General features: G+C 71.7%; 27 protein-coding genes. 11 read left to right on the top strand and 16 right to left on the bottom strand.

Annotated elements, in window-relative coordinates:
- Positions 1 to 35 precede the first annotated feature (35 nt).
- A complete protein-coding gene (locus tag ACZ6JS_RS21265; RefSeq protein ID WP_469299862.1) occupies positions 36 to 383 on the top strand; it encodes a hypothetical protein in 348 nt (115 codons plus the stop codon).
- 157 nt (positions 384 to 540) lie between these two features.
- On the opposite strand, the gene ACZ6JS_RS21260 is transcribed toward ACZ6JS_RS21265, so the two are convergent.
- Genes ACZ6JS_RS21260 through deoC form a run of 3 tightly spaced genes read right to left on the bottom strand, consistent with a single transcriptional unit; the run spans position 541 to position 3,834 of the window.
- The gene (locus ACZ6JS_RS21260) at positions 541 to 1,437 is read right to left on the bottom strand and encodes an aldehyde dehydrogenase family protein (protein WP_469299860.1); all 897 of its coding nucleotides are present in this window, start codon (positions 1,435 to 1,437) and stop codon (positions 541 to 543) included.
- On the bottom strand, positions 1,430 to 2,866 hold the full coding sequence (locus ACZ6JS_RS21255; RefSeq protein WP_469299858.1) for an aldehyde dehydrogenase family protein: 1,437 nt from the start codon (positions 2,864 to 2,866) through the stop codon (positions 1,430 to 1,432). Before ACZ6JS_RS21255 ends, ACZ6JS_RS21260 begins: the two co-directional genes overlap by 8 nt.
- A gap of 5 nt (positions 2,867 to 2,871) precedes the next feature.
- Positions 2,872 to 3,834 (bottom strand): deoxyribose-phosphate aldolase, encoded by a 963-nt coding sequence (gene deoC / locus ACZ6JS_RS21250; protein ID WP_030964387.1) that lies wholly within the window; start codon positions 3,832 to 3,834, stop codon positions 2,872 to 2,874.
- A gap of 251 nt (positions 3,835 to 4,085) precedes the next feature.
- On the opposite strand from deoC, the gene ACZ6JS_RS21245 reads away from it, so the two are divergent.
- From ACZ6JS_RS21245 to ACZ6JS_RS21230, 4 genes are all read left to right on the top strand, one after another.
- Positions 4,086 to 5,090: a hypothetical protein gene (locus ACZ6JS_RS21245; RefSeq protein ID WP_469299857.1), complete on the top strand. Its 1,005-nt coding sequence runs from the start codon at positions 4,086 to 4,088 to the stop codon at positions 5,088 to 5,090.
- A gap of 465 nt (positions 5,091 to 5,555) precedes the next feature.
- Positions 5,556 to 6,191: a PH domain-containing protein gene (locus ACZ6JS_RS21240; RefSeq protein WP_469299855.1), complete on the top strand. Its 636-nt coding sequence runs from the start codon at positions 5,556 to 5,558 to the stop codon at positions 6,189 to 6,191.
- A gap of 100 nt (positions 6,192 to 6,291) precedes the next feature.
- The gene (locus ACZ6JS_RS21235) at positions 6,292 to 6,861 is read left to right on the top strand and encodes a VanZ family protein (RefSeq protein WP_469299941.1); all 570 of its coding nucleotides are present in this window, start codon (positions 6,292 to 6,294) and stop codon (positions 6,859 to 6,861) included.
- A 38-nt stretch (positions 6,862 to 6,899) separates the two neighbouring features.
- Complete coding sequence (locus ACZ6JS_RS21230) at positions 6,900 to 7,100, top strand: PspC domain-containing protein (RefSeq protein WP_469299853.1); 201 nt, start codon at positions 6,900 to 6,902, stop codon at positions 7,098 to 7,100.
- Between the two features lie 7 nt (positions 7,101 to 7,107).
- On the opposite strand, the gene ACZ6JS_RS21225 is transcribed toward ACZ6JS_RS21230, so the two are convergent.
- The 3 genes from ACZ6JS_RS21225 to ACZ6JS_RS21215 form a co-directional block, all read right to left on the bottom strand.
- The gene (locus tag ACZ6JS_RS21225; protein WP_469299852.1) at positions 7,108 to 7,875 is read right to left on the bottom strand and encodes a hypothetical protein; all 768 of its coding nucleotides are present in this window, start codon (positions 7,873 to 7,875) and stop codon (positions 7,108 to 7,110) included.
- A 131-nt stretch (positions 7,876 to 8,006) separates the two neighbouring features.
- On the bottom strand, positions 8,007 to 8,255 hold the full coding sequence (locus ACZ6JS_RS21220; RefSeq protein WP_030964396.1) for a hypothetical protein: 249 nt from the start codon (positions 8,253 to 8,255) through the stop codon (positions 8,007 to 8,009).
- A 139-nt stretch (positions 8,256 to 8,394) separates the two neighbouring features.
- A complete protein-coding gene (locus ACZ6JS_RS21215; protein ID WP_469299850.1) occupies positions 8,395 to 9,543 on the bottom strand; it encodes an adenosine deaminase in 1,149 nt (382 codons plus the stop codon).
- A gap of 113 nt (positions 9,544 to 9,656) precedes the next feature.
- On the opposite strand from ACZ6JS_RS21215, the gene ACZ6JS_RS21210 reads away from it, so the two are divergent.
- From ACZ6JS_RS21210 to ACZ6JS_RS21200, 3 genes are all read left to right on the top strand, one after another.
- Positions 9,657 to 10,391, top strand: coding sequence for an alpha/beta hydrolase (locus ACZ6JS_RS21210; RefSeq protein ID WP_469299848.1), 735 nt, complete (start codon positions 9,657 to 9,659; stop codon positions 10,389 to 10,391).
- Between the two features lie 93 nt (positions 10,392 to 10,484).
- On the top strand, positions 10,485 to 10,853 hold the full coding sequence (locus ACZ6JS_RS21205; RefSeq protein WP_469299847.1) for a cupin domain-containing protein: 369 nt from the start codon (positions 10,485 to 10,487) through the stop codon (positions 10,851 to 10,853).
- Between the two features lie 228 nt (positions 10,854 to 11,081).
- Positions 11,082 to 12,146, top strand: a complete 1,065-nt coding sequence (locus ACZ6JS_RS21200) for a helix-turn-helix transcriptional regulator (protein WP_469299845.1) — start codon at positions 11,082 to 11,084, stop codon at positions 12,144 to 12,146.
- 164 nt (positions 12,147 to 12,310) lie between these two features.
- Here the strand turns inward: ACZ6JS_RS21200 and ACZ6JS_RS21195 are convergent, their stop codons facing one another.
- Positions 12,311 to 13,339 carry a hypothetical protein gene (locus ACZ6JS_RS21195; protein ID WP_469299939.1) on the bottom strand — a complete coding sequence of 343 codons (1,029 nt, stop codon included), beginning with the start codon at positions 13,337 to 13,339 and terminating at the stop codon, positions 12,311 to 12,313.
- 69 nt (positions 13,340 to 13,408) lie between these two features.
- The gene (locus ACZ6JS_RS21190; RefSeq protein ID WP_469299937.1) at positions 13,409 to 14,410 is read right to left on the bottom strand and encodes a LysR family transcriptional regulator; all 1,002 of its coding nucleotides are present in this window, start codon (positions 14,408 to 14,410) and stop codon (positions 13,409 to 13,411) included.
- Between the two features lie 63 nt (positions 14,411 to 14,473).
- On the opposite strand from ACZ6JS_RS21190, the gene ACZ6JS_RS21185 reads away from it, so the two are divergent.
- Together ACZ6JS_RS21185 and ACZ6JS_RS21180 are read left to right on the top strand one after the other, a co-directional pair.
- Positions 14,474 to 15,757, top strand: a complete 1,284-nt coding sequence (locus ACZ6JS_RS21185) for an MFS transporter (protein WP_469299844.1) — start codon at positions 14,474 to 14,476, stop codon at positions 15,755 to 15,757.
- Positions 15,758 to 15,846: 89 nt separating this feature from the next.
- Positions 15,847 to 16,560, top strand: a complete 714-nt coding sequence (locus ACZ6JS_RS21180) for a L,D-transpeptidase (RefSeq protein ID WP_469299843.1) — start codon at positions 15,847 to 15,849, stop codon at positions 16,558 to 16,560.
- Between the two features lie 2 nt (positions 16,561 to 16,562).
- On the opposite strand, the gene ACZ6JS_RS21175 is transcribed toward ACZ6JS_RS21180, so the two are convergent.
- Positions 16,563 to 17,918, bottom strand: coding sequence for an MFS transporter (locus tag ACZ6JS_RS21175; protein WP_469299841.1), 1,356 nt, complete (start codon positions 17,916 to 17,918; stop codon positions 16,563 to 16,565).
- A 189-nt stretch (positions 17,919 to 18,107) separates the two neighbouring features.
- Here ACZ6JS_RS21175 and ACZ6JS_RS21170 point away from each other — a divergent pair, with 189 nt between their 5' ends.
- Complete coding sequence (locus ACZ6JS_RS21170; RefSeq protein WP_469299840.1) at positions 18,108 to 19,118, top strand: sigma-70 family RNA polymerase sigma factor; 1,011 nt, start codon at positions 18,108 to 18,110, stop codon at positions 19,116 to 19,118.
- Here ACZ6JS_RS21170 and ACZ6JS_RS21165 read toward each other — a convergent pair.
- The 7 genes from ACZ6JS_RS21165 to ACZ6JS_RS21135 form a co-directional block, all read right to left on the bottom strand.
- Positions 19,005 to 19,373, bottom strand: coding sequence for an STAS domain-containing protein (locus ACZ6JS_RS21165; RefSeq protein ID WP_469299935.1), 369 nt, complete (start codon positions 19,371 to 19,373; stop codon positions 19,005 to 19,007). The two genes, ACZ6JS_RS21170 and ACZ6JS_RS21165, sit on opposite strands and share 114 nt — an antisense overlap.
- Before the next feature lie 122 nt (positions 19,374 to 19,495).
- Positions 19,496 to 20,773: a thymidine phosphorylase gene (locus ACZ6JS_RS21160; RefSeq protein ID WP_469299838.1), complete on the bottom strand. Its 1,278-nt coding sequence runs from the start codon at positions 20,771 to 20,773 to the stop codon at positions 19,496 to 19,498.
- 104 nt (positions 20,774 to 20,877) lie between these two features.
- Positions 20,878 to 21,276 (bottom strand): cytidine deaminase, encoded by a 399-nt coding sequence (locus tag ACZ6JS_RS21155; protein WP_469299836.1) that lies wholly within the window; start codon positions 21,274 to 21,276, stop codon positions 20,878 to 20,880.
- A complete protein-coding gene (locus ACZ6JS_RS21150; RefSeq protein ID WP_469299834.1) occupies positions 21,273 to 22,535 on the bottom strand; it encodes an ABC transporter permease in 1,263 nt (420 codons plus the stop codon). Before ACZ6JS_RS21150 ends, ACZ6JS_RS21155 begins: the two co-directional genes overlap by 4 nt.
- Positions 22,532 to 23,647: an ABC transporter permease gene (locus tag ACZ6JS_RS21145; protein ID WP_469299833.1), complete on the bottom strand. Its 1,116-nt coding sequence runs from the start codon at positions 23,645 to 23,647 to the stop codon at positions 22,532 to 22,534. Before ACZ6JS_RS21145 ends, ACZ6JS_RS21150 begins: the two co-directional genes overlap by 4 nt.
- Positions 23,644 to 25,302 carry an ABC transporter ATP-binding protein gene (locus tag ACZ6JS_RS21140; RefSeq protein WP_469299933.1) on the bottom strand — a complete coding sequence of 553 codons (1,659 nt, stop codon included), beginning with the start codon at positions 25,300 to 25,302 and terminating at the stop codon, positions 23,644 to 23,646. Before ACZ6JS_RS21140 ends, ACZ6JS_RS21145 begins: the two co-directional genes overlap by 4 nt.
- Positions 25,303 to 25,533: 231 nt before the next feature.
- On the bottom strand, positions 25,534 to 26,595 hold the full coding sequence (locus ACZ6JS_RS21135; RefSeq protein ID WP_183066844.1) for a BMP family lipoprotein: 1,062 nt from the start codon (positions 26,593 to 26,595) through the stop codon (positions 25,534 to 25,536).
- Positions 26,596 to 26,624 lie beyond the last annotated feature (29 nt).

The following is a 26,624-nucleotide window of genomic DNA, read 5'->3' as shown; positions in this document are numbered from 1 at the left end:
GTGCGCACGCGACCACGACCACAGGTGGGATCTCCATGGCACGTCACGCAGCCCCTTCGGCACCGAACCGGCTCCGCAGCGCGGGTCTGACCCTCTCGATGGCCGGCGCCGCGCTGGCGATGGCGGCGGGCGGTGCGCAGGCCGGTGAGCTGGACGTTCCGGCGGCCGTGGCAGGGGTCACGGATCCGATCGCGAACCTCAAGGTGAACCCGCTGGCCCACACCGGTGTGGATCCGCTGGACAACGGGGTCGCCACCAAGGTCGCGGACTTCCCGGCGGTGGGTACGACGGCGGTCACGGGAATCCTCACCCAGGGCCCGTCGGTGGGTGAACTCCCCGCAGCGGCGCTCTCGTCCCTCCTGGGCCCCCTGGCCCCCCGCTGACCGCGGGCGCGTGAGCCGCCGGCCGAGCGTCGGCGAAGGCGGGCGAGCGAGGACGTACGCCCGCCCGGAGCCCACAGGAGGCCACCGGAGGCCGACCGAACCGCGGAAGGAGGCCCCGGCAGCGCGGGGGACGCTGCCGGGGCCGGTCTCGTGGGGGCTAGTAGGACGAGCCGCCCGCGCCCAGCGACCCGGTGGGGTGCCAGACGGTCTTGGTCTCCAGGAACGCCGTCATGCGGGAGGTGCCCGGGTCGGCGCTCCAGTCGTCCACAGGCTGTGGACGAAGGACGCGCTTGAGGTTGTCGGCCGCCGCGATCTCCAGCTCCTTGGCGAGCGCCGCGTCGGCGCCGGCCAGGTCGATCGCGTTGACGTCCTGGTGGGACGCCAGGTGCGGGCCCATCTCGCCGGCCTTGCCGGACAGGATGTTGACCACGCCGCCGGGCAGGTCGGAGGTGGCGAGTACCTCGCCCAGCGACAGCGCGGGCAGCGGGGACTTCTCGGAGGCGATCACGACGACGGTGTTGCCCGTCGCGATGACCGGGGCGATCACGCAGACCAGGCCCAGGAACGAGGAGTCCTGGGGGGCGACGACGGTGACGACGCCGGTCGGCTCCGGGGTGGAGAGGTTGAAGAACGGGCCCGCGACCGGGTTGGCCCCGCCCACGATCTGGCCGATCTTGTCGGTCCAGCCGGCGTACCAGACCCAGCGGTCGATGGCCGCGTCGACGACGGCGGCGGCCTTCGACTTGGACAGGCCCTCGGCTTCGCCGACCTCGCGGACGAACTGCTCGCGGCGGCCCTCCAGCATCTCGGCGATGCGGTAGAGGATCTGGCCGCGGTTGTAGGCGGTCGCGCCCGCCCAGCCGCCGAAGGCCTTGCGCGCGGCGACGACGGCGTCACGCGCGTCCTTGCGGGACGACAGCGGGGCGTTGGCCAGCCACTTGCCCTTGGAGTCGCTCACCTCGTACACCCGGCCGCTCTCGGAGCGGGGGAACTTGCCCCCGACGTACAGCTTGTAGGTCTTGAAGACGTTCAGACGCACAGAGGACTCAGACATCGAGGTAGGCCTCCAGACCGTGGCGGCCGCCCTCGCGGCCGAAGCCCGACTCCTTGTAGCCGCCGAAGGGCGAGGTCGGGTCGAACTTGTTGAACGTGTTGGCCCACACGACGCCGGCGCGGAGCTGGTTCGCGACCGCGAGGATGCGCGAGCCCTTCTCCGTCCAGATGCCGGCGGACAGGCCGTACTGGCTGTTGTTGGCCTTGGCGACGGCCTCGTCGGGCGTACGGAAGGTCAGCACGGACAGCACCGGGCCGAAGATCTCGTCGCGCGCGACGGTGTGCGCCTGGGTGACGTTGCTGAAGAGGGTCGGGGCGAACCAGTAGCCGGCGGACGGCAGCTCGCACGCCGGGGACCAGCGCTCGGCACCCTCGGCCTCGCCGGTGTCCGCGAGCGCGGTGATCCGGGCGAGCTGCTCGGCGGAGTTGATCGCGCCGATGTCGGTGTTCTTGTCGAGCGGGTCGCCCAGGCGCAGCGTGGAGAGGCGGCGCTTGAGGGAGTCCAGCAGCTCGTCGTGGATCGACTCCTGGACCAGGAGGCGGGAGCCCGCGCAGCAGACCTGGCCCTGGTTGAAGAAGATGCCGTTGACGATGCCCTCGACGGCCTGGTCGATGGGGGCGTCGTCGAAGACGATGTTGGCGCCCTTGCCGCCCAGTTCCAGGGTGACCTTCTTGTCGGTGCCGGCGATCGAGCGGGCGATGGCCTTGCCGACCGCGGTCGAGCCGGTGAAGGCGACCTTGTTGACGTCCGGGTGCTCGACGAGAGCCGCGCCCGCGTCGCCGTATCCGGTGAGGATGTTGACGACGCCCTTGGGCAGGCCCGCCTGGCGGCAGATGTCCGCGAAGAAGAGCGCGGAGAGCGGGGTGGTCTCGGCGGGCTTCAGGACGACCGTGTTGCCGGTGGCGAGCGCCGGGGCGATCTTCCACGCGAGCATGAGCAGCGGGAAGTTCCACGGGATGACCTGGCCGGCGACGCCGAGCGGGCGCGGGTTCGCGCCGTAGCCAGCGTGGTCGAGCTTGTCGGCCCAGCCCGCGTAGTAGAAGAAGTGCGCAGCGACCAGCGGGAGGTCCGCGTCGCGGGTCTCCTTGATCGGCTTGCCGTTGTCCAGGGTCTCCAGGACGGCGAGCTCGCGGCTGCGCTCCTGGATGATCCGGGCGATGCGGAAGAGGTACTTGGCGCGCTCGGTGCCGGGCAGCGCGGACCACTTCTCGAAGGCCTTGCGGGCCGCCTTCACGGCGCGGTCCACGTCGGCGGCGCCTGCCTGGGCGACCTCGGAGAGGACCTCCTCGCTGCTGGGCGAGACGGTCTTGAAGACCTTGCCGTCGGCGGCGGCGGTGAACTCGCCGTCGATGAAGAGCCCGTAGGAGGGCGCGATGTCGACGACCGAGCGGGACTCGGGAGCCGGTGCGTACTCGAAGAGGGATGCCATGGTGATCAGTCCACCGTCACGTAGTCGGGACCGGAGTAACGGCCGGTGCTCAGCTTCTGGCGCTGCATCAGCAGGTCGTTGAGCAGGCTGGAGGCGCCGAAGCGGAACCAGGTGTTGCTCAGCCAGTCCTCGCCCACGGTCTCGTTGACCAGGACCAGGAACTTGATCGCGTCCTTGGTGGTGCGGATTCCGCCGGCCGGCTTCACGCCGATCTGGATTCCGGTCTGCGCCTTGAAGTCGCGGACGGCCTCGAGCATGAGCAGGGTGTTCGCGGGGGTGGCGTTGACGCCCACCTTGCCCGTCGACGTCTTGATGAAGTCGGCGCCCGCAAGCATGCCGATCCAGGAGGCGCGGCGGATGTTGTCGTAGGTCGACAGCTCTCCGGTCTCGAAGATGACCTTCAGGCGGGCGGCGCTGCCGTCGGGGCGGGCGCAGGCCTCCTTGACAGCCTTGATCAGCTCGTACGTCTCGAGGTAGCGGCCGGCGAGAAAGGCGCCACGGTCGATGACCATGTCGATCTCGTCGGCGCCTGCGGCGACGGCGTCACGGGTGTCCGCGAGCTTGACGGGGAGCGCGGCACGGCCCGCCGGGAAGGCGGTGGCCACGGAGGCGACCTTGACGTCGGCGCCGTTCAGCGCGGCCTTGGCGGTGGCCACCATGTCGGGGTAGACGCAGACGGCGGCCGTCATCGGGGTCGTGCGGTCGGTCGGATCGGGATGGACGGCCTTGGCGGAGAGCGCCCGGACCTTGCCCGGGGTGTCCGCGCCTTCCAGCGTCGTCAGGTCGATCATCGAGATGGCCAGGTCGATGGCGTACGCCTTGGCCGTCGTCTTGATCGAACGGGTGCCGAGGGAGGCCGCGCGGGCCTCCAGACCGACAGCGTCGACGCCGGGCAGCCCGTGGAGGAAGCGGCGCAGCGCACTGTCGGACGTCGTCACGTCAGCGAATGCGGTGAGGGTGGTGGGCATGGTCACCAGATGAGCATATCTACGCGCGTAGCGACCTGTCACCCCCCTCCCCCGATTCCGGGCGATCCGCTGCGGAATCGACACCTCCGCCTCCTGTTACCCGGCCATGACACGAAGGCGATCGCCCACGCGCACAAGATCCATAGATTCCTCCCAGCAGCCCGCCAGACCTCACCGGACGAAAACCCGACAGGGAAGGACGCGGCATGCGGCTCTCCTCCACTCCCCGGACAACGCTTCAAGGAGTCGTTATGCGTACCGCCCTCCGTGCCTGCCTCGCCGCCGCCGTCCTCACCGGCGCGCTCCTCGCCCCCGCCGCTGGCGCCGCGCAGGCCGCGACGACCGGACGGCAGGCTGCCGCGGTCACCTCGCAGACCGCCGCCGACCGGTTCTCGGGCACCCCGGCCTACATCGGCGAGGGCCTCGTCGCGGTGCTGCGCCACGAGGCGGAGGGCCCGGAGGCCTGGATCCGCGCCGTCGGACCGGACTGGAAGCCCGGTGACAACCACATGTTCCGGGTGCTGACCGTGCTCGACCGCGCGAACACCGGCGACACCGTGAACGGCCTGGACCTGGAGATCACCGAGGTGAACTCGGCCGCCCCCGCCCTCACCGTCACGAAGGCCGGCGTCACCGAGTCCTTCCCGCTGCCGCTGTCCCAGGCGGGCCGCACCCACGGCGCCCGGTGCGTCTCCGCCACGAAGCGGCTCGGCCTGCACGGGACGCTGGTCGCCGACCTGACGACGACTCCCGACGGGCCGCAGGTGCAGCTGGTGGACGGGATCACCAAGGAGCCCCGCGAGAAGCTGACCCGCACCCGCCCCGCACCGGCGAAGGGCGACCCGACCGCCGCCCGCATCGTGAACCCGGACTCGGCCCTGCCGTCCTTCGCGTACGAGACCCCCCGCGGGGAGAACCCCCTCGGGTCCGCGCTCTTCCCGGAGCTGCCCGCGGGCTGCGGGTTCACCTACCCCGTCGAGGAGGCGGCCCCCGCCCCGGAGCCGGAGGCAGCGCCGTCCACCGCGCCGTCCGCGAAGCCGTCGTCCGCGCCCTCCACCGCCCCGGCTGCCCCGAAGGCGCAGGCCGCCGGCCAGACCGCCGGCGTACGCCGGGACGGGGTGGCCGCCGGGGCCGAGCACGCGGCCGAGGACACCGACAACTCCACGACCGCCTACGCCGGCGCGGGCCTCGCCGCCGTCGTCGCAGGCCTCGGCGCCGCCTCCCTCGCCCGCCACCGCGGCTGCACCCAGCGCTGACCCGGCCCCTCCGCCGGCGGGCCACCGACACGGTGGCCCGCCGGACCCGTTCCCGGCGCGCCCCATGGCCCACCGCGTGCCTCCGCCGGTGCTCGCCGCGGTCCTCCTCCGCACCGCCCTGGCAGGCTGCGGCTCGGCCGGCTCCGACGCGCCGCCTCCCGCGGCCGCCGCCCCGCCCGCGGCCCGGCCTGCTCAGGGACGTCTCGCGCGTGCCGCACCGGCGAGGAGATCACGGTCTCCCGGGCCGACGGGACCAGCGCTGTCCTCCGCGTCCGCGAGCCGGAGCAGGTCGGCAAGGACCGGTTCCCGACCGCCAAGGTGTACGGCGCCACCATTCGCCCCCAGCTGTGGGCCATCCCCTGCGGCGGGGAGATCACAGACGGCCGCCGGTCCGGCGACGTCCTCTTGTACGCCGATCTCGCCGGCCGATACGCCCGGGCGGCGCGGTGGGGCAGAATCGACCCCATGAGCAGCCAGCAGCCGACCGATGAACCGGTCTACGACGACCGGGTCTACCGCTCCTCCATGGGCGTCGTCTCGGGGGTGCTGCTGCTCGCGCTGACGGCATGGCTCTGCGGGGACGCCGTGGTGCGCGGCTCGGGGAACACCCCGTGGATCGCGCTGGCGGCGGCGCTGTGCGCCGTACCGCTGATCGTGGCGTTCACGATCCGCCCGGCCGTCTTCGCCAATGACGACCGGATGCGCGTACGCAACCCCTTCCGGATCATCGAGCTGCCCTGGGCCGCCGTGGACGCCGTGCGCTCCGGCTACTCGGCGGAGGTGCTGGCCGAGGGGTCGAAGTACCAGCTGTGGTCCGTGCCCGTCTCGCTGCGCGAGCGGAAGAAGGCCAACCGCCAGCGCCTGCGCTACGAAGGGCTCCGCGACCGGGAGGGCCGCTCCCCGGGCGAGAAGGTCCGGGTCCCGGCCGAGCCGATGCGGGCCAGCGCGGACCGGATCGTCGACGAGCTCCAGAGGCTGGCCGAGCGCGGGGCAGAGCGGCCCGGCGCCCAGGGCAGCGTGCGGGTGCACTGGTCGTACGAGATCATCGCGCCCGCCGTGGCCGGCGCGCTGCTGCTGATCGTCCTGGTCGCCACCCGCTGACCGGCCGGCGGTCGGCGCCCGACAGGGAGCGTGCCCACCGCCACACGCCCGGGGCGGAACCAGGGCTACCAGGTGATGCGTCCTCGCAGGTGTGCAGCGTATTGAGGCCGACGGCGCTCCCGCCGGCGCCCCCGCGATCCCCCTCCGTCTCCGACTCCTGGCCGGGGTCCTCCTCGCCGCCCATCTCCTGGTCGTCGGCTGGCTGACCCTGCGCCCCCTCGACGTTCCCTGGGCCGCCGCGGGCAATCTGACCCCGCTGGAGGGGATCAGGGCGGACCTCGCGCTCGGGCCGCTGGAGGCCGCCCGGCGGATCGGCGAGGGAGTCGCGCTGCTGGCCCCGCTCGGAGTGCTGGTACCGCTCGTCAGCGGTCGGCTCTGGCTTTCGAGGCTGGCCGAGTGGTCCTCCCTGGTGCGGACCACCGCGGCGGGCGCGCTGGTCTCGCTCAGCGTCGAGATGCTCCAGAGCGGGGTGCCGGGCCGGGTCGTCGACGTGGACTCGGTGCTGCTCAACACCCTCGGCGTGCTGCTGGCGCACGCGGCCGTCGTACCGGCGCTGCGGGCGCGGCTGCGCCGCTCACATGCCGTTTATCAGGGGGACACCCCGAAGATTTCCAGGGTTGGGCTCGGCCCCTGGACCGACGTTCTGTCGGCGGTCCAGCGGGAGTATTGAGGCATCGCAAGAAAGCGATCCCGACGAAGGAGAACCCCATGAGCGCCCTGGTCCGCCCTCGTGACGGCCGTTGGATCGGCGGAGTCTGCGCCGGACTCGCACGGCGTTTCGGAATTTCCACGAACGCGATGCGCGCCATTTTCGCCGTCTCGTGCCTGCTGCCCGGCCCGCAGTTCCTGATCTACATCGCGCTGTGGGTGCTGCTGCCGAACGAGAAGTCCACCTCGGCCGCCTGGTAGCGGCCGCTCAACCGGCCTTCCGGACCTTCTCCAACTGCTTGTCGGTCACTTCCTGCGGCACCAGGACGTTCTGCCGGCCCTCCGCCACGTTGAGGGCCATCAGCCGCACGACGGTGTCGCCCTCGCGTACGACGACGAGGTGCACCTGCGCCGAGACGCCCTGACCCGCCGCGGTCGTGGTCCAGCTGACGCTCTCGTCGCCGCTCGTGCGGTACTCGGCGGTGCGGACCTCTCGGTAGCTGCCGGTCTGCTTGTCGACCGTGGCGGAGAAACCCGAACCGCAGGCGGCGACGGCGGCCTTGAGCCGTGCGATCAGCGCCTTCGCGTCGCTCTCGGAGTAGGAGCTGACGGAGGCGGAGACCGCGAGTCCCATCTGCTTCTGGGATCCGATGCCCCGGTTGACGGTCTCGCGTGCGGCGGGGTCCGGCTTGTCTCCCATGATGTCGGCGAGCGGCTGGCAGGCCTTCTTGTCGGCCTGTGGCTGACCGTCCGGGGCGCCCGGGTTCTTCCCCTGGGCGGAGACCTGGTAGCCGGGCAGGTCGCCCTGGGCGAGCGCGGACCGCTCCAGCGCGGTGCCGCCGGTCTTCGGAAGGGCCGATCCGGCCGGGTCCGGGGACGCCGCGGAGGCGCCGGGCGCGCCGCCGGCGCCGACCTCGGACCCCTTGGGGTCGGGGGACCTGCCCGTCGCGGGGGCGTCCGTACTGCTGCACCCCACCGCGGCGACGAGCAGGGCGGGGACCAGTGCGACCAGCGTCGCTCGTGCCTTCATGCGCATGACCGAGAACCTCATACCCAGTGCGTCGGCGGGCAGTTGGTGGTGATCGTGGCACACCGCACGGCGGCGCACACACCTCGTCGAAGGGGCGTGCGACCGCCGCGCGTGCGTTCGTCCGTCTCGCGTGGGCGTCAGCCGTTGAGGGCGCCGGTGACCGGGCCCAGCAGGCCGGTGACCGCGGCGGTGGGGTCGCTCGGCTGTCCCTCTTCGGCCTTCATCTGCTGCTGGCTGGTGACGCCCTCGAGCGCGCCGGTGGCGGTGCCGAGCGCGTCGGTGATGCCGATGGCGGGAACGGCGGCGGAGGCGGTACCGGCGGCGACGGCGGCGAGGGCGGCACCGACGGCGGCGGCACCGAGGAACTTGGCAGCTGACTGCTTCATGAAAGATATTCCTTGCGACGGGGAATTGAGCGGCTCCGCAAACTAGTCACTCCCAACCCCCGCCCGCAAACATCCGCTCATATGAGAAAGCGCCCGGAAATTGCCTCTCCCGGGCGCTTTCAGTACGTCACGCCATGGCCTAGGCCGAGACAGAACCGCTGATGGAGGCGGTCTGACGGAACAGCCACTCCGACTTCAGCTCCGCATAGCCCGGCTTGATGACCTCGTTGATCATGGCCAGTCGTTCATCGAAAGGAATGAACGCGGACTTCATTGCATTGACGGTGAACCACTGCATGTCGTCGAGGGTGTAGCCGAAGGTGTCCACGAGGTGCTCGAACTCGCGGCTCATGCTGGTGCCGCTCATCAGGCGGTTGTCGGTGTTGACCGTGAGCCTGAAGTGCAGCTTGCGCAGCAGGCCGATCGGGTGCTCGGCGTACGAGGCGGCCGCGGCCGTCTGCAGGTTCGAGGTCGGGCACATCTCCAGGGGGATGCGCTTGTCCCGGACGTAGCTGGCCAGGCGGCCCAGCTTGACCGAGCCGTCCTCGGCGACCTCGATGTCGTCGATGATCTTCACGCCGTGACCGAGGCGGTCGGCGCCGCACCACTGCAGGGCCTGCCAGATCGACGGCAGGCCGAAGGCCTCGCCCGCGTGGATCGTGAAGTGGTTGTTCTCGCGCTTGAGGTACTCGAAGGCGTCGAGGTGGCGGGTGGGAGGGAACCCTGCCTCGGCGCCGGCGATGTCGAAGCCGACCACGCCGTTGTCGCGGTAGCGGTTGGCCAGCTCGGCGATCTCCAGCGCGCGGGCCGCGTGACGCATCGCGGTCAGCAGGGCGCCGACGCGGATGCGGTGGCCGTTGGCCTTGGCGCGGCGCTCGCCCTCGCGGAAGCCGTCGTTCACGGCCTCGACCACCTCTTCGAGGGTGAGGCCGGCTTCCAGGTGCTGCTCGGGGGCGTAGCGGATCTCGGCGTACACGACGCCGTCCTCGGCCAGGTCCTCGGCGCACTCGGCGGCGACGCGGAAGAGGGCCGCCTTCGTCTGCATGACCGCGCAGGTGTGCGCGAAGGTCTCCAGGTATCGCGGCAGGGAGCCGGAGTCGGCGGCCTCGCGGAACCAGATGCCGAGCTTGTCGGCGTCGGTCTCGGGGAGATTCTCGTAGCCGACCTCGCGGGCCAGCTCGATGATGGTCCCGGGACGAAGTCCACCGTCGAGGTGATCGTGCAGGAGCACCTTCGGGGAACGACGGATCTGGTCCGGGGTCGGCAGGTTGGGGGTCTCGCTCGTCATCTGCGCACTCTACTCCTACGCGCGTAGAGTGTCGTGTCCCGTGCGGGCGTCGATATGTAACAGAGACCGCGCGGACGGATGGCGTACACCCGGGGGTCTGAGACTGTTCCGCCATGGCACAGCATGCGCCGCCGGCGCGCGGGGCCCGCCTGGGGCGGGCGGCCGGCGCGAGAACCGGCTCGGGTCCGACGGAAAGCCCGGTCAACGGGGTGGTGCTCCTGCTTCCAGGGGCGTCCAGATTCTCCCCCGGCCCCATGCGTCCGCTCGCGCGGGCCCTGGCCCGGGCGGGCGGTACGGACGGCCTGGTGGCGCACACGGTCATCCACGGCGGGGGGTCCGCCCGGGAGGAGCAGGCGCGGTGGGCGGCGGACGAGGTGGTGCGGCGGTACGGGGACGTTCCGGTGTGCCTGGCCGGCTACGACGCCGGCGCCCTGGCCGCGCTGCGGGCGGCGGGGCACGGGGCCGTCAACTCGGTTCTGGCACTGGCCCCCTGCCTGGGGGAGGCGACTCCCGCCGACTCCCCTGAACCGGTGAAACAGCTGTCGGGCCGGCAGGTGCTGATCGTGCACGGCACCAACGACGCGCGCAGCGACCCGGAAGTCTCCTTCAGGCTGGCGGAGCGGGCCAAGAAGGCGAACCGTGCGACGTGCCGGTTCGAGGTGCACTCGGACGGACACGCGCTGCGCGAGCACCAGGCGGAAGTGGTGGCGCTGGGCGTGGACTTCGTCCTGGGCGCGGTCTTCTCGGGCCGGTACTCGCGTCCCGTCACGGACGCCCTGGCCGCGCCGCCGCCGCTGGGCCTGCGGATGCCGCTGGCCTCCGGCTTCGGGAGATCGCTGCGGGGGTGAGGGTCCGGCCGGGACTCCGACCGGGAGCGGGCTCGCGGCGTACCGTGAGAAGTGGACTCGGGGTGCCCGCTCCTCTCCCGGAGGCGATTGGCCATGGCCGCAATCGACTGCAGGAACTTCGACGCACCGGACGAGACCAGGCCGTTCGTCGGCGGCATGGGCAGGCTGGACCTGGTGGACACGGGGGACGGAGCCGTCGGGCGGGCCGTCTTCCTGCCGGGCTGGAAGTGGTCGGAGCACGTCAAGCCGCTGGCCGGGACGGAGAGCTGCCGGGCCGACCACACCGGGTACGTCGTCAGCGGCCGGATGAAGATCGTGATGGAGAGCGGGGAGAGCGCCGAGTTCGGCCCCGGTGACTACATGCGGGTGCACCCCGGGCACGACGCCTGGGTGGTGGGCGACGAGCCCTGCGTGACGCTGGACTGGACCGGCTTCGCCGACTACGCGAAGCCCTCCGGCTGACGGCTCCCGGCCGGGAACTCGTTGCGCGCCGGTCCGCCCGTACCCGCCGTTCCGCCCCCTCTCGGTCGGATGGCACGGATGGACCGGCGCGACCGCGCTCCCCCTTCACGCCGTGCGACCACTGTGCCTCCTCGGCATATGCCGAATGGGTCCTATCAGGCGTCGTCTTGCCGCCTTGCGGGAACACGAGGGGTTTACGAACAGGTGCAGATCGGGACGAATACGCACATGCCAGCCGAGGGAACCGGAGCGTCGGGAGCGGCGGCCGGGGCAGCCGGTGCGTCCGGGGAGCTGACCCCAGCCGCCCGGCGCCTGTACGCGTACGCCGTCGAGCGGCACGCCTTCGACGCGGACGAGGCCGCGCGGGCCCTCGGCGTGCGCGCGGCCGCCGCGATCACGGAGCTGGCCGCCGCGCACCTGCTCCAGCGGGCGCCGGGTGGCGGGCCGCAACGGTGGAGCGCCGTGGCGCCGCGTGCGGCCGCGGCCCGGGCCCTGGCCCCGCTGGCCCTGCTCGTACGGGAGACCCACGACGAGATGGACCGGCTGCGGGGGCGGCTGGAGGCGCTCGTGCCCGCGTACGAGGCGGGGACCGCGCAGCGGGACCTGAGCGGGGCGGGGCACCTGGAGCTGGTGACGGACCTCGGCGCCGTACGGGGGCTGATCGCCGAGCTGGCGGCGGCGTGCGAGCACGAGCTGCTGACCTCGCAGCCGGGGGGCGGCCGCCCGCCGGAGACCCTGGAGGAGTCGATCGGGCGGGACGAATCGCTGCTGGCGCGCGGGGTCCGGATGCGGACGATCTACCAGCACACGGCCCGGTACTCGCGGCCCACGGCCGCGTACGTGGAGCGGGTGACGGCGCTCGGCGCGCAGGTGCGGACGCTGGGCGACGGGCTGATGCGCATGCTCGTCTTCGACGGGCGGACGGGGCTGATGGCGGTCCCGGACCGCAGCGGGGCGGCGCTGGTGGTGCGGGAGCCGAGCGTCGTGCACTTCATGACGTCGGCCTTCGAGCGGTCGTGGCTGGGTGCGGAGCCCTTCCCCACGTCGGTGAGTCCGGAGGCGGCCCGGTCGATCTCGGACGAGCTGCGGCAGACGATCGTGCGGCTGCTGTCGGAGGGGCTGGAGGACAAGGTGATCGCACGCCGCCTCGGCATGTCCGAGCGGACGTGCCAGCGCCACATCGCGGAGATCATGCGGGTGGTGGGCGCCAAGTCCCGCTTCCAGGCAGGCTACTTGCTCGGCGCGCCCGCCACGCGGGCGCCGGCCCCGGCGGATCCGCAGGACGGCTCCTGAGGGCTGTCCCGTGATCCCCGTGGAGCGGCGCGCGGCGGCGGACACGGTGCGTCGCACGGCGGAGGAGCACCCCGTACCGGGCGTATCCGGGCGTTGCGACGACCCGGCGAGGTGCCGTGGCTGTCGTCGTGCGTCCTCCGGGGCTCAGGGGACAGCCCTTGACCTCAGAACCTGTCGCGGTACGCGCGCAGCGCGGGCCTGCGCGCGGCGGGCAGCCTGGCCAGGGTGTGCCAGAAGGCGTAGGGGTGGGGGACGAAGGGCCGCCAGGGGTCGAGCGGCAGTGGATAGTCGTCCCGCAGGACCCCTTCGGGCACCCTGCCGGTCGCAGGCATGGGCGAGGTCTCACCGGGGGCGGCGAGGTGCGCCCAGACCCAGATGTCCAGCGGGACGACGGGCTCCCCGCCGTGCGGCGGCCGCCACGGCTCCCCCGTGAACGGATGCCGCGGGACGAGGAGGATGTCGGGGCCGGGCCGGGGTTCGGGCATCCCCGGCCCGGCCAGGCCGAGGGTCAGGGCGGGGAGCCCGGCGGGCAGGTAGCGGGCGACGGCGTCGCCCAGCAGGTCGGCCAAGGGGCGGGGCAGCGCCACCGGGCGGGCCTCGCAGGTGGCCACCAGGTGCGCGAGGGCCACGGGGACCGCGGCCTCCCAGCGACGGTTCCAGGACCCGTCGAGCTCGACGGGTGCGACGGCGTACGTCGCCGGATCGAGGTCGTCCCAGCCGGGCGGCGGACCGGCCGGGGGACCGCAGGGGACGCGCCGCACGACCTCGGGCTCCAGCCACACCGCCTGCCACAGCCCGCAGTCGTCCACACGGGTCGCGACCGCGCTCCCGCAGGCCGTGCAGGCGAGGTTGGGGCCGTCCCGGCCGTCCACGCCCCTGCAGTAGCCCTCGCACTTCCCGGGGATGAACGCCATGCCCCGGGAGTCGCCGGGTGCGATGACGATCCTGTCCCGCGCCCCGAACGAAACGGAGTACACCGGTGCGTGGATCCCCTGCTCGGCGGCAAGTTCCTCTCCCACCTCCTCCCACAACCGCCAGGGCGGTCCGGTCGGCAGGGGTTCGACGGCGTACGTCGCCGGCTCCATCAGCGGGGGGTGCAGTTGCTCCCACGCCCGGTGGTGGGTGTGGTCGGGGAGGGCGGCCCGGGCCACCGGCGCCGTCAGCTCCGCACCGCACCCGGCGCATGCGAACACGTCCAAACAGCATCTCCCTCGGACCCGGCGACCTGGGCGAATTCTGCTCCCCGGGGCCGCGGACGGCCATCACTTTTCGGGCTGGTGGCCCTCCTGCGCCACGGGCGGTTCCAGTTCCGGGATGAGGCGTCCGCGGCGGGAGAGGAGGAAGCGCTTGAACTCGGCGACCGGCGGGGTGTCGGGGTGGCCGTCGAGCCAGGCGACGCCGATCTCGCGGACGGCGCGCGGGGCGGTGACGTTCAGCTCGACCACCCCGGGGCGGGCCACCGCGGGGGGCGGCAGCAGGGCCACGCCGAGGCCGGCGGCAACCAGCCCGCGCAGGGTCTCCGCCTCCTCGCCCTCGAAGGCGACGCGCGGGGTGAACCCGGCTTCCGCGCACAGGTCGTCGGTGATGCGGCGCAGGCCGTAGCCGGCCTCCAGGGTGACGAAGGTTTCCTCCGCGGCCTCGGCGAGGCGGATGCGCTTGCGGCCCGCGAGGCGGTGGTCGTCGGGGACGACCAGGCGCAGCCGCTGTTCGTCGAGGCGGCGGGCGACGAGGTCGGGGGCGTCCGGGAGCGGCGAGGTGAGGCAGAGGTCGAGTTCGCCGGCGCGCAGCTTCTCCAGCATGGCCTCGCCGTAGTTCTGGACCAGGGAGAAACGCACGCGCGGGTGGTCGGCGCGGAAGGCGCGGATGAGGCCGGGCACGGTCTCGGGGCCCAGGGTGTGCAGGAAGCCGAAGGCGACCTTGCCGTAGGCCGCGTCGGCGTCCTGCTGGACGGACTCGGCGGCGTGGGCGATGCCGTCGAGGGCCTGTTCGGCGGAGGCGAGGAAGGTGCGGCCCGCCGTGGTGAGGGCGACGGTGCGGCCCTTGCGGGCGAACAGGCCGACGCCCAGGTCCTGTTCGAGGCGGACCATGGCCCGGGACAGGGTGGACTGCGGCACGCCCAGCTCCTGGGCGGCACGGGTGACGTGCTCGTGTCGGGCGACCGCGACGAAATACGCCAGCCGGGGCGCCAGCGAAGTTGTCACTGCCATGTCTTCTACGTAACGGTTCGTCGACATCCACACTCCTGACCTGTGCTGATGCAGCAGTGCATCGATTATCGCGATTCTGTGCATTGGACGCATGAAAAGCGGGAGCCTACCGTCGAAGGCATGCCTCCCGTTCATACCGGGGCACCCGTCATCCCGGGTGCCTCCACCGCGTCGTCCCCCGCACCGGAACCCCACACCCCCGGCCGCCCCGGCTACCGCCGGATGAGCCTGGCGCTCTTCGCCGCCGGACTGGCGACCTTCGCCCTCCTCTACTCCACCCAGGCCCTGCTGCCCGCGATCTCCGACGACCTCGGGGTGACGGCGGGTCGGGCCAGCTGGACGGTGTCCGCAGCCACCGGCGCCCTCGCGCTGTTCGTCCTGCCGCTCAGCGCGCTCTCCGAGCGGTTCGGCCGCACCCGGATGATGACGTGGTCGATGGCGATCGCCGTCGGCGTCGCGCTCTTCATCCCCTTCGCGCCCGACCTGCAGTGGCTCGTCGTGCTGCGCGCCGTGCAGGGTGCGGCGATCGCCGGTATTCCGGCCTCCGCGATGGCGTACCTGGCGGAGGAGGTGCAGCCGCGGGCGCTGGTGGGTGCGATCGGCCTGTTCGTGGCGGGCAACTCCATCGGCGGCATGAGCGGCCGCCTCGTCACGGGCTGGGCGGCGCAGCTGGGAGGCTGGCGGGCGGGTCTGGCCGCCGTGGCCGTGCTGGCGCTGGCCTGCGCGGTGGCCTTCCTGGTGATGCTGCCGCGGGCGCGGTTCTTCCGCCCGGCGTCGCTGAACCCGCGCGCGGTGGGCCGTACCGTCGCCGGTCATCTGCGCGATCCGCTGCTGCTGCGGCTGTACGGGATCGGCGCGCTGTTCATGACGGTGTTCGGCGCGGTCTACACGGTGATCGGCTACCGCCTGGTGGACGAGCCGTTCTCGCTCGGCCAGGGTGTGATCGGGTCGATCTTCCTGATCTACCTGGTCGGTACGGTCTCCTCGGCCGCCGCAGGCAAGCTGGTTGCCCGCACGGGGCGGCGCGGCGCGCTCTACCTGGCCGTGACCACCACGGCGCTGGGGCTGCTGCTGTCGCTGTCGGACTCCCTGGCGACGGTGGTGCTGGGTCTGGTCCTGATCACGGCGGGCTTCTTCGCCGGGCACGCGGTGGCCTCGGCCGCGGTGAGCCGGACCGCGAGGACGGGCCGCGCCCAGGCTTCCGCCCTCTACCAGTCGGCGTACTACCTCGGTTCCAGCGCGGGCGGCACCCTCGGCGCCCTCGCCTACCACGAGGCCGGCTGGGCGGCCACGGTCGCCATCGCGCTGCTCGCGGTGCTCGGCGTCGTCTCGATCACCCTGTACGGGACGCACGCGGCCCGCGCTCAGCGGCGCATACCGGCTTCCGCGGCGGGCGCGCGCTGACGGGAATTCGCTTCCACCAAAGGCAACCCCTGCTCGTTTTCCGGGCATTGAACACGGAGAACGAAGTGCGGTGAGCAGGGGAGGACCGGATGGGGACGCGGAAGGCGCGCGGGCGGGCGGGACGGCGGGCGGCGGTGTGGGGCGGGGCGGCGGCGCTGGCACTGCCGTTGGCGGTGGTCGCGGGAGGCGGAACGGCAGAGGCCGCCTCGTGCAACCTGTCCACCGGCCCGTACCAGCGCCAGGTGGAGACGTTCCTGGGGCGGCCCGTGGACGGCAGGCAGTCGGTGGCCGACTGCACCGCCGCCAGCAGGTTCCAGGCCGAGCACGGGATCAGGCCGGCCCAGGGCTACGCGGGGCCGCTGACCTGGCAGGCGATGAACACGATGCTGGCCCAGCGGGCGGCGGGCAGCACCCCGAACAGGGCGGGTGACTGCCCGGTGAACCGGGGGCGGATCGCCTGCGTGGACCTGACGCGGCAGCTCAGCTGGATCCAGGACGGCTCCGCCCTGAAGTACGGTCCTGTGCCGGTCCGCACCGGCAAGGACGGCACGGAGACGCGGACCGGCCTGAAGAAGATCTACCACCGCAGCATCGACCACTGGTCGACGCTCTACGACGTCTCCATGCCGTACTCCCAGTTCTTCGACGGCGGCATCGCCTTCCACTCGACCGCAAGGAGCATGTGGAGCCCTCCCGGTTCGGGGGGGTGCGTGAACATGCGGGCCGCAGACGCCAAGGCGTACTGGAACCTGCTCGGCAAGGGTGAGGACGTCTACGTGTACGGCCGCAAGCCCGGCACGTAGCCTCAGGCCGGCGCGGCGGCGGCAGCCGGGGCCGGCGCCCCGGCCAGGGCGTCCAACCTGCGCAGACTGGCGCGGCGCTGGGCGAGGGACAGGCCGGCCACCGCCGCGCCGAGGGCGACCCAGCCGGCCGGGCCGGCGGCCATGACCGCGCCGGTGAGCAGCATCGGCCCCGCGGACTTCTGCACGGACTGCGCCATGCCGGCCACCCCGAGGTACGAGGCGCGCGCCTCCCGCGGCGCGAGGGAGACGGCGAGCTCCCACGAGCTCACCGAGCGCATCAGCTCCGCCGCGGTGGCCAGCACCGCCGCGGCGAGCAGGGCGGCCGAGGCGGCCCAGGCCCCGCCGCCGGTCGCGGCGGCCAGGAGGGCGCAGCACAGGAGCATGGCCAGCCCGTACAGGGTGACGGCTCCCGCCGCCTGCCGCGGGTTCCGGACCCTGGCCGAGACGCGCAGCTGGAGGACGACGACGAGCACGGTGTTGATGACCAGGAAGGCCGGGACCAGTTCGTGCGGCGCGGTGGTGTGGGTCACCAGCCACAGGGGGATGCCGATGCCCAGGATCGAGTCGTCGAGGTTCATCGGGATGTCCAGCAGGACGAAGCGGAGGTATCCGCGGTCGCGCCACGGGCTCGATCCCCCGGCCGCGACGGCGGCCGAGGCGGCTTGAGGGGCGGTGTCGGCGGCGGGTGCGGGCGCGGGTGCGGGTGCCGTCACGAACCCGCGGCCGCGCGGTTCCCGGGTACGCCACACCAGGGCGGCGGCCACGAGGAACGAGAGCGCGTCGGCCAGGATGAGCACGTGGTAGGCGTCGCGGGTGCCGACGGCGAGGCCGATGGCGGCGAGGCCGGCGCCGAGCGCGTAGCCGGCGTTCGCCGAACTGCGCGACAGCGCCTGGTAGGTGGCGCGTCGATCGCCCGCGACCCGGGTGGCGAAGAGCATCTCCAGGGTCTTGGCCGCGCGGTCGCCGAGGTGGGTGGCGGCCACGACGGGCAGCAGCAGCGCGAAGTCGGTGACGACGAGCAGCAGGCAGAGGGTGAGCAGGCGCAGCAGGTGGGCGCTGATCAGCAGGGAGCGCACCGGGAAGCGGTCGGCGAGGTGGCCCGCCAGGGGCGATCCGGCGATGCCCGCCACACCGGACGCTCCCAGCAGGATGCCGACCTTCCCGGCGTCGAGTCCGACGACGAAGGTGAAGTAGAGGACGCAGGCCGCGGCCCAGACGCCGGTGCCGGCGCGGTCCAGTGCCTGGGCGAGGAGCATGATCCGCGCATCGCGTCCGCCCGGGGGCCGCCGCAGCTGCGCCACCAGGCCGGGCTCCCGGTCCCCCGTCCGTGCCTTCCGGATCTCCCTGCCGCGCCGCATCCCAGGCCTCCTCGCCCGCCGAGTCAAGTATCTCGAGGTCGAGATACAGGGGAAGCCTGCCGGACATTAATCTTGACGTCAAGATACTTGACATCGATACATCTGGGGGTCCGCCTGCTTCCGGCTGCCGTTGTCGGACCCCTCGGGTAGGTTCCGAAGTAGCCACGAACGTCAGGGAGATGGACCGACATGAGCGACCTCGCCACCACCAGTAGCGACCTCGACGCGGCAATGGACCGGTACCGGGTCGAACTCACGGGCTACTGCTACCGGATGCTCGGTTCCGCCTTCGACGCCGAGGACGCGGTGCAGGACACCTACATCCGCGCCTGGCGCAGCCACGAGAAGTTCGAGGGCCGCTCCTCGCTGCGGTCGTGGCTCTACCGGATCGCCACCAACGTCTGCCTGGACCTGCTGAACGCCGGGAACAAGCGGGCGCGTCCGATGGACCTGACCGCCCCGCAGCACCAGTCCTCCGCCGTGCTCAACCAGCGGCCCGAGGTCACCTGGCTGGAGCCCGTCCCGGACGGCCGGGTGCTGCCGCAGACAGCGGACCCGGCCGAGATGGCGCTCGCGAAGGAGTCCGTGCGGCTGGCCTTCGTCGCCGCCCTCCAGCACCTGCCGGCCAAGCAGCGCGCGGTGCTCATCCTGCGCGAGGTGCTGGCGTGGAAGGCGGACGAGGTCGCGCAACTGCTGGACACCACGGTGGCGTCGGTGAACAGCGCGCTCCAGCGGGCGCGGGCGACGCTGGCAGGGCAGCGGATGCGCGAGAGCGAGTCGGCCGACCCGCTGGACGCGGAGCAGGCGAGGCTGCTGGAGCAGTACCTCGCCGCCTTCGAGTCCTACGACATCTCGCGCCTCACGACGCTGCTGCACGAGGACGCCGTGCTGTCCATGCCGCCGTTCGACCTGTGGCTGCAGGGCAAGTCGGACATCGCGGCGTGGCACCTCGACCAGGGCATCGGCTGCAAGGGCTCCCGCCTGATCCCGACGACCGCGAACGGCATGCCCGCCTTCGGCCAGTACCGCCCGCGCGAGGACGGAAAGCCGGGGCACACGCCGTGGGCGCTGCAGGTGCTGGAGGTCTCAGACGGCCGGATCGTCGGCCTCAACGCCTTCCTGGACACGGCCCGGTGGTTCCCGCTCTTCGGCCTCCCCGAGCAGCTCGACGAGTCCGACGAGGCCCAGCAGGGCGCGTAGGGCGGGCGCGGCCCCGGACACCCGCAGCGGCCGCCCCCGTGCGGTCAGCCGCAACCGGGCCAACACCTCCACGGCGCCCAGGCCCGGCGCGGTGACGGCGCGCGCGTCGCACTCCACCGCGCGCGCCCCGTCCTCGTACAGCCGGGCCAGGCGCGCGCACAGAGATGCGGCGTCACGCGCGGTCGGGGCGGGTCCGGGCAGCACGAGTCGGGTGGTCTCCACGAGGGGATGACTCCCCGGCCCGCCGGAACTCATCGGCACGGCCGGGCAAGGACCTCGCGGTGTGCTCCCCGGTCGGCTCGTCACCGACCCCCGGCACGCCGAACGGGACCGGCGGGGGTCCGCCGGTCCCGTTCACCCGAAACGGAAACCGCAGGTCAGGCGATGCGGTCCAGGATGATCGGCGTGGCCGAGAAGGCCGTACCCGCCGTGGCGATGTCGTACGTGCCCTCCAGGGAGGCGAGGGCGTAGTCGAACTTCTCCGGGGTGTCCGTGTGCAGGGTCATCAGCGGCTGGCCCGCCGTCACCATGTCACCCGGCTTCGCGTGGAGCTCGACGCCCGCGCCCGCCTGCACCGGGTCCTCCTTGCGCGCGCGGCCGGCGCCCAGGCGCCAGGCGGCGACGCCGACCCCGTACGCGTCCAGGCGGGTCAGGACGCCCGACTCGGGGGCGGTGACCACGTGCTGCTCGCGGGCGACCGGGAGGGGCGCGTCCGGGTCACCGCCCTGGGCCGCGATCATCCGGCGCCAGTGGTCCATCGCGGAGCCGTCGGCCAGTGCCTTGGCCGGGTCGGCGTCCTTGATGCCCGCCGCGTCCAGCATCTCCTTGGCCAGCGCGATGGTCAGCTCCACGACGTCCGAGGGGCCGCCGCCGGCCAGGACCTCGACCGACTCGCGGACCTCCAGGGCGTTGCCGGCGGTCAGGCCGAGCGGGGTCGACATGTCGGTGATCAGCGCGACCGTCTTCACGCCGCTGTCCGTACCGAGGCCGACCATCGTGTGGGCCAGCTCCTGCGCGTCCGCGAGGTTCTTCATGAAGGCGCCGGTGCCGACCTTGACGTCCAGGACGAGCGAGCCGGTGCCCTCGGCGATCTTCTTCGACATGATCGAGGAGGCGATCAGCGGGATCGCCTCGACCGTGCCGGTGACGTCGCGCAGCGCGTAGAGCTTCTTGTCCGCCGGGGCCAGGCCGTCGCCCGCCGCGCAGATGACGGCGCCGGTGGTGTCGAGGACGTGCATCATCTCCTCGTTGGAGAGCAGCGCGCGCCAGCCGGGGATGGACTCCAGCTTGTCGAGGGTGCCGCCGGTGTGGCCCAGGCCCCGGCCCGACAGCTGCGGCACGGCCGCGCCGCACGCGGCGACGAGCGGGGCCAGCGGCAGGGTGATCTTGTCGCCGACGCCGCCGGTGGAGTGCTTGTCCGCGGTCGGGCGGGACAGGGCGTCGAAGTTCATGCGCTCGCCGGAGGCGATCATCGCGGCGGTCCAGCGGGCGATCTCGGTCCGGTTCATGCCGTTGAGCAGGATGGCCATGGCCAGGGCGGACATCTGCTCGTCGGCCACGACGCCGCGGGTGTAGGCGTCGATGACCCAGTCGATCTGCTCGGGGCTCAGCTCACCACGGTCCCGCTTGGTCCGGATGACGGAGATGACGTCCATGAGGTGCTTCCTTCTACGCGCATAGAGAGAGGGAGGAGAGGGGTTCAGGGAACGGAAGTGCGACGGCCCTCCGCCCCGGCAGGGGCGGAGGGCCGTCGGCACGGCTATCTCAGGTGACCGGGCCCGAAGGCCTGGGGCAGCATCGCCGCGAGCGGCAGGACCCCGTCGGGGGTGTCCACCAGCAGCTCGTCGCCGCCGAATTCGTACAGCAGCTGGCGGCAGCGCCCGCACGGGACGAGGATCTCGCCCTTGCCGTCCACGCACGTGAAGTGGGTGAGGCGGCCGCCGCCCGTCGCCTGGAGGGAGGAGACCAGGCCGCACTCGGCGCACAGGCCCAGCCCGTAGCTCGCGTTCTCGACGTTGCAGCCGGTCACGATGCGGCCGTCGTCCACGAGGGCGGCGACCCCGACCGGGAAGCCCGAGTAGGGGGCGTACGCCCGGGTCATCGCTTCCCGGGCGTGCGTCCGCAGGGCTTCCCAGTCCACCGTGTGCTCCGCGGTCACTTGCCCTGGCCCTTGCGGTACGGCATGCCGTCCGCCTTGGGCATCCGCAGGCGCTGCGCCGACAGGGCGAGCACGAGCAGCGTGGTCAGGTAAGGGGCCGCGTCGACGAACTGGCTCGGCACCGAGTCGGTCACCGCGTACCAGACGAACAGCAGCACGGCGAAGGCCGCCGAGATGCCGGCCTGGATGTACTTCTTCTTGTAGAGCTGCCAGACGCAGACGATGACCAGCAGGATCGCGATCAGCAGCAGCATCGCGTGGACGTTCTCGGCGCCACCGCGCAGCTTGAGGCTGTCGATGAAGCCGAACAGGCCCGCGCCCAGCGCCATGCCGCCCGGCATCCAGTTGCCGAAGATCATCGCGGCGAGGCCGATGTAGCCGCGGCCGCCGGTCTGGCCCTCCTGGTAGATGGGGCTGGCGACCTCGGACAGGTACACGCCGCCCAGGCCCGCGAGGGCGCCCGAGACGATCACGGCGATGTACTTGTACTTGTAGACGTTGACGCCGAGGGACTCGGCGGCGATCGGGTTCTCACCGCAGGAGCGCAGGCGCAGACCGAAGGAGGTCCGCCACAGCGCCCACCAGGTGGCGGGGATCAGCAGCAGGGCCACGATGGTCAGCAGCGAGATCTCGGTGGTCAGGCCGCCGATGACGCCGGCGAGGTCCGACACGAAGAACCAGTGCTTGGCCTGGAGCTCGGCCATCCAGTCCGAGAGCCCCGGGATGGTGATCTTGGTGATCGGCTCGACCTGCGGGGACTGCTTGGAGGAGCCGCCCGGCGCCTCGGCGAACGTGAAGTTCGACAGGTACTGGGTGAAGCCCAGCGCCAGGATGTTGATGGCCACGCCGGAGACGATGTGGTTGACGTTGAAGGTCACCGTGATGATCGCGTGCAGCAGGCCGCCGACGGCGCCGCCGGCGATGCCGACGAGCACACCGGTCCAGGGGCCCCACTGGTAGCCGGCCCAGGCACCGAACCAGGTGCCGAGGATCATCATGCCCTCGAGGCCGATGTTGACGACGCCCGCGCGCTCGGCCCACAGACCGCCGAGACCGGCGAGACCGATCGGCACGGCGAGGGAGAGGGCGCCGGAGACCTGGCCGACGGACGTCAGGTCGTTGGCCCCGGAGACCAGGCGGACCAGGGAGACGAGCGCGAGGCCGCCCGCGATGATCAGCAGGATCCAGGGAAGGGTGAGCTTCTTGCGGGCGCCCGGGGCGGGTGCCGCCTTCTTCGTGGAAACGGTGCTGGCGCTCACGCCGCGACCTCCTTCTCGGTCTTCATGGCGTGGCCCGCAGCCAGTTCCTCGCCGACCTTCTGCTGCTGGCGGCGGATGCCGTAGCGGCGGATCAGCTCGTAGGACACGACCACCGCGATCACGATCAGGCCCTTCATGATCGTGCCGATCTCCTTGGCGTAGCCCTCCGTGTCGAGGCCGGCGGACGCCTTGTCGATGAAGGCCATCAGGAGGGCGGCGAAGAAGATGCCCACGGGGCTGTTGCGGCCGAGCAGGGCGATGGTGATGCCGGTGAAGCCCACACCCACGGGGAAGACGAGGGTGTACGTGTGGCTCTCGCCGAGCAGCACGGGCATGCCGGACAGGCCGGCGACGGCGCCGGAGATGAGCATCGCCGTGATGATCATCTTCTTGGAGTCGACGCCGGAGGCCGCGGCGGCGGACTCGCTCGCGCCGCTGGCGCGCAGGTCGAAGCCGAAGCGGGTGCGGTTGAGCACGAACCAGTAGACGACGCCGAGGGCGAAGGCGATGAAGGTGAAGCCGTAGATCTCGCCCGAGTCGCCCATGGAGAGGGCGGGGAACCAGCCGGACTCGGCGATCTCACCGGTGGTGAGGTCGTTGGAGCCCTCCACCTGCACGCCGAGGTTCTTCGGCAGGATCAGCCAGGCGATGAGGCTGGTGGCGATGGCGTTGAGCATGATCGTCGAGACGACCTCGCTCACGCCGCGCTTGGCCTTGAGGACACCCGCGATACCTGCCCAGAAGGCACCGGTCAGCATCGCGACGAGGACGATCAGCAGGATGTGCAGTGGGCCCGGCAGCGCGATGGCGCCACCGACCACGGCGGAGATCATCGCGGCGAGCCGGTACTGGCCGTCGACGCCGATGTTGAAGAGGTTCATCCGGAAGCCGATGGCGACGGCCAGGGCTGCCAGGTAGTACGTGCCGGCCTGGTTGACGATGAGGATCTGGACGTCCTCGTAGCCGCCGTTCTCCACCATGATGCGCAGCGGCTCGATCGGGTTGATGCCCGTCGCAGCCAGCACGATCATGGTCAGCACGAAGGCGCTGACCAGCGCGAGCAGGGGCCCGGCGATGGCGAGCAGCAGCCGGTCCTTGTCGAATTTCTTCATCGGGCCTCGTCCTCCGTCGTGTCACCGTCGGCAGCGGCGGAGTGGTTGTCGGTTGCTTCCAGGTGCCCCGAAGCGGCGCCCGTCATGGCGGTGCCGAGCTCTTCGGGGGTGACGGTCGCGGGGTCGGCGTCCGCGACCAGGCGGCCGCGGTAGATCACACGGAGGGTGTCGGACAGGCCGATGAGCTCGTCCAGGTCGGCGGAGATCAGCAGCACGGCCAGGCCCTCGCGGCGGGCTTCGCGGATCGAGTCCCAGATCTGCGCCTGCGCGCCGACGTCCACACCGCGGGTGGGGTGGGCGGCGATGAGGAACTTCGGGTTGTGGCTCATCTCGCGGCCGACGATCAGCTTCTGCTGGTTGCCGCCGGAGAGCGAGGCCGCGGTGACGTCGATGCCGGGCGTGCGCACGTCGTACTCGCGCACGATCCGCTCGGTGTCCTTGCGGGCCGCCTTGGGGTCGAGGATGCCCTTCCTGGAGTTGGGCGCCTCGGTGACGTGGCCGAGGATGCGGTTCTCCCAGAGCGGGGACTCCAGCAGCAGGCCGTGGCGGTGGCGGTCCTCGGGGATGTACCCGATGCCGCCCTCACGGCGCTTGCGCACCGACATCTTGGTGATGTCCGCGCCGTCCAGGGTGATGACGCCCGCGTCGGGGGCCATCATGCCCATGAGGGCCTCGATCAGCTCCGTCTGGCCGTTGCCCTCGACACCGGCGATGCCGAGGATCTCGCCCTTGTGGATGGTGAGGTTGATGTCGTCCAGCAGGAGACGGCCGGCCTCGACCTTCTCCAGGGTCGCGGAGTCCTGGGCGCCCGCGGGGACCAGGACCTCCGGCTCGGCGACGACGGCGTCGCCCGCGGCCACGGTCAGGCCCTTCACCTGCAGCATCGGGGTGGTGGTCACCGTGGACTCGCGGGTCTCCGGCGACGGCAGCTCCGCACCGACCATCAGCTCGGCGAGCTGCTTGGGGGTGGCGGTCCTCGGGTCGGCGGTGCCGACCGTGGTGCCGCGCCGGATGACGGTGATGTCGTCGGCGACCTTCAGGACCTCGCCCAGCTTGTGCGAGATGAAGATGACGGTCAGGCCCTCGGCCTTGAGCTCGCGCAGGTTGTCGAAGAGAGCGTCCACCTCCTGCGGCACGAGCACGGCGGTCGGCTCGTCGAGGATGAGGATCTTCGCACCGCGGTAGAGGACCTTGAGGATCTCCACGCGCTGGCGGTCGGCGACACCGAGGTCCTCGACGAGCACGTCCGGGCGCACGCCGAGGCCGTACGCGTCCGAGATCTCCATGATCTTCTTACGGGCCTTGGCGCCGATGCCGTAGAGCTTCTCGCCGCCGAGAACCACGTTCTCCAGGACGGTGAGGTTGTCGGCGAGCATGAAGTGCTGGTGCACCATGCCGATGCCGCGGGCGATGGCGTCGCCCGGGGTGTTGAAGGCGACCTGCTCCCCGTCGATGGCGATGGTGCCCTCGTCCGGCTTCTGCATGCCGTAGAGGATCTTCATCAGAGTCGACTTGCCGGCGCCGTTCTCACCGATGAGGGCATGGACCGTGCCCTTGCGGACGGTGATCGCGATGTCCTTGTTGGCGACGACGCCGGGGAAGCGCTTTGTGATGCCGTGCAGTTCTACGGCGTGGGGCGGGCTGGACGCGTTGATGACGCACTCTCCTTGGCGCGAAAGGAGCGGAAGGCAGGGGGGACAGGGCGGGGAGTGAAAGTATCGCGTCCACGATGCTTCTACGCGCGTAGCACTGTCGGAAGTGAAAACTCGCGGCCACGAAGGCTGCTTGGTCACAGACTAGTGATCACAGAACGAGGCTCGGGGCCCGGGAGCGATGTCGACCGCTTCCCGGACCCCGGAGACCAGGACTACACGTCAGGGACTGCCTTACGGGGCGGTCTTGACGGTGATCTTCTTGGCGATGATGTCGGCCTTGGCCTTCTCCACCGCGGCGATGAGGTCGGTCATCTCCTTGTACTTCGGGTTGGAGTCGGCCAGGCCGACGCCGTCCTTGTCCAGGCCGTAGCGGATCTCACCGGTGGTCGGCTTGCCGTCCTCGACCGACTTGATCAGGTTGAAGACGGAGTCCGAGACGTCCTTGGTGACCGAGGTCAGGATGGAGTCCTTGTACTTCGCCAGACCGGCCTGGTTGTACTGGTCGGAGTCGACGCCGATGGCCCACTTGCCCTTGGCGGAGGCGGCCTCGATGGCGCCGGAGCCGGCAAGACCGGCGGCGGCGTAGATCACGTCGGCGCCCGCGTCGAGCTGGCCCTGCGCGGCGGCCTTGCCCAGGTCGGGCTTGGCGAAGCCGTCGAAGTTCGGCGGCTGGGTCAGGTACGCGGAGAGCACCTTGGCGTTGGGGTTGGTGTCCTTGACGCCCTGGGCGAAGCCCGCCTCGAACTTCTTGATCAGCGGGACCTCGACACCGCCGATGAAGCCGACCGTGCCGGTCTTGGACGCCTTGGCGGCGGCGACGCCGGCCAGGTAGGAGCCCTGCTCCTCGTTGAAGACCATGTTGGCGACGTTCGGGCCGGTCACCGAGGTGTCGTCGATGATGCCGAACGTGGTGTTCGGGAACTTCGGCGCGACCTTCTTGATGGCCGGGGCGTAGGCGAAGCCGACGCCGATGACCGGGTTGTTGCCCTTGCGGGCCAGCTCGGTGAGGCGCTGGACCTTGTCGGCCTCGCCCTCGCCGTCGGTGGGCTCCGCCTCGGCGCCCTTGATCTTGAGGTCCGTCTCGGCCTTCTTCAGACCGGCGTAGGCGGCGTCGTTGAACGACTGGTCGCCGCGGCCACCGATGTCGTACGCGATGGCTGCGGACTTCTGACCGCCGGACTCCGAGGGGGAGGCGGCAGCGTCAGAGGACTTCTTACCGCCACAGGCGGTGGCCGAGAGGGCCAGCGCCGCGGACGCGATGCCCACGGTGGCGATCCTGGTGATCCGGCGCAAGGGGAGGCTCCTTCAAAACCTGACCGAAG

This window comes from Streptomyces sp. NPDC046349, from assembly GCF_055587885.1.
This window is presented reverse-complemented; position numbering and strand designations above follow the sequence as displayed.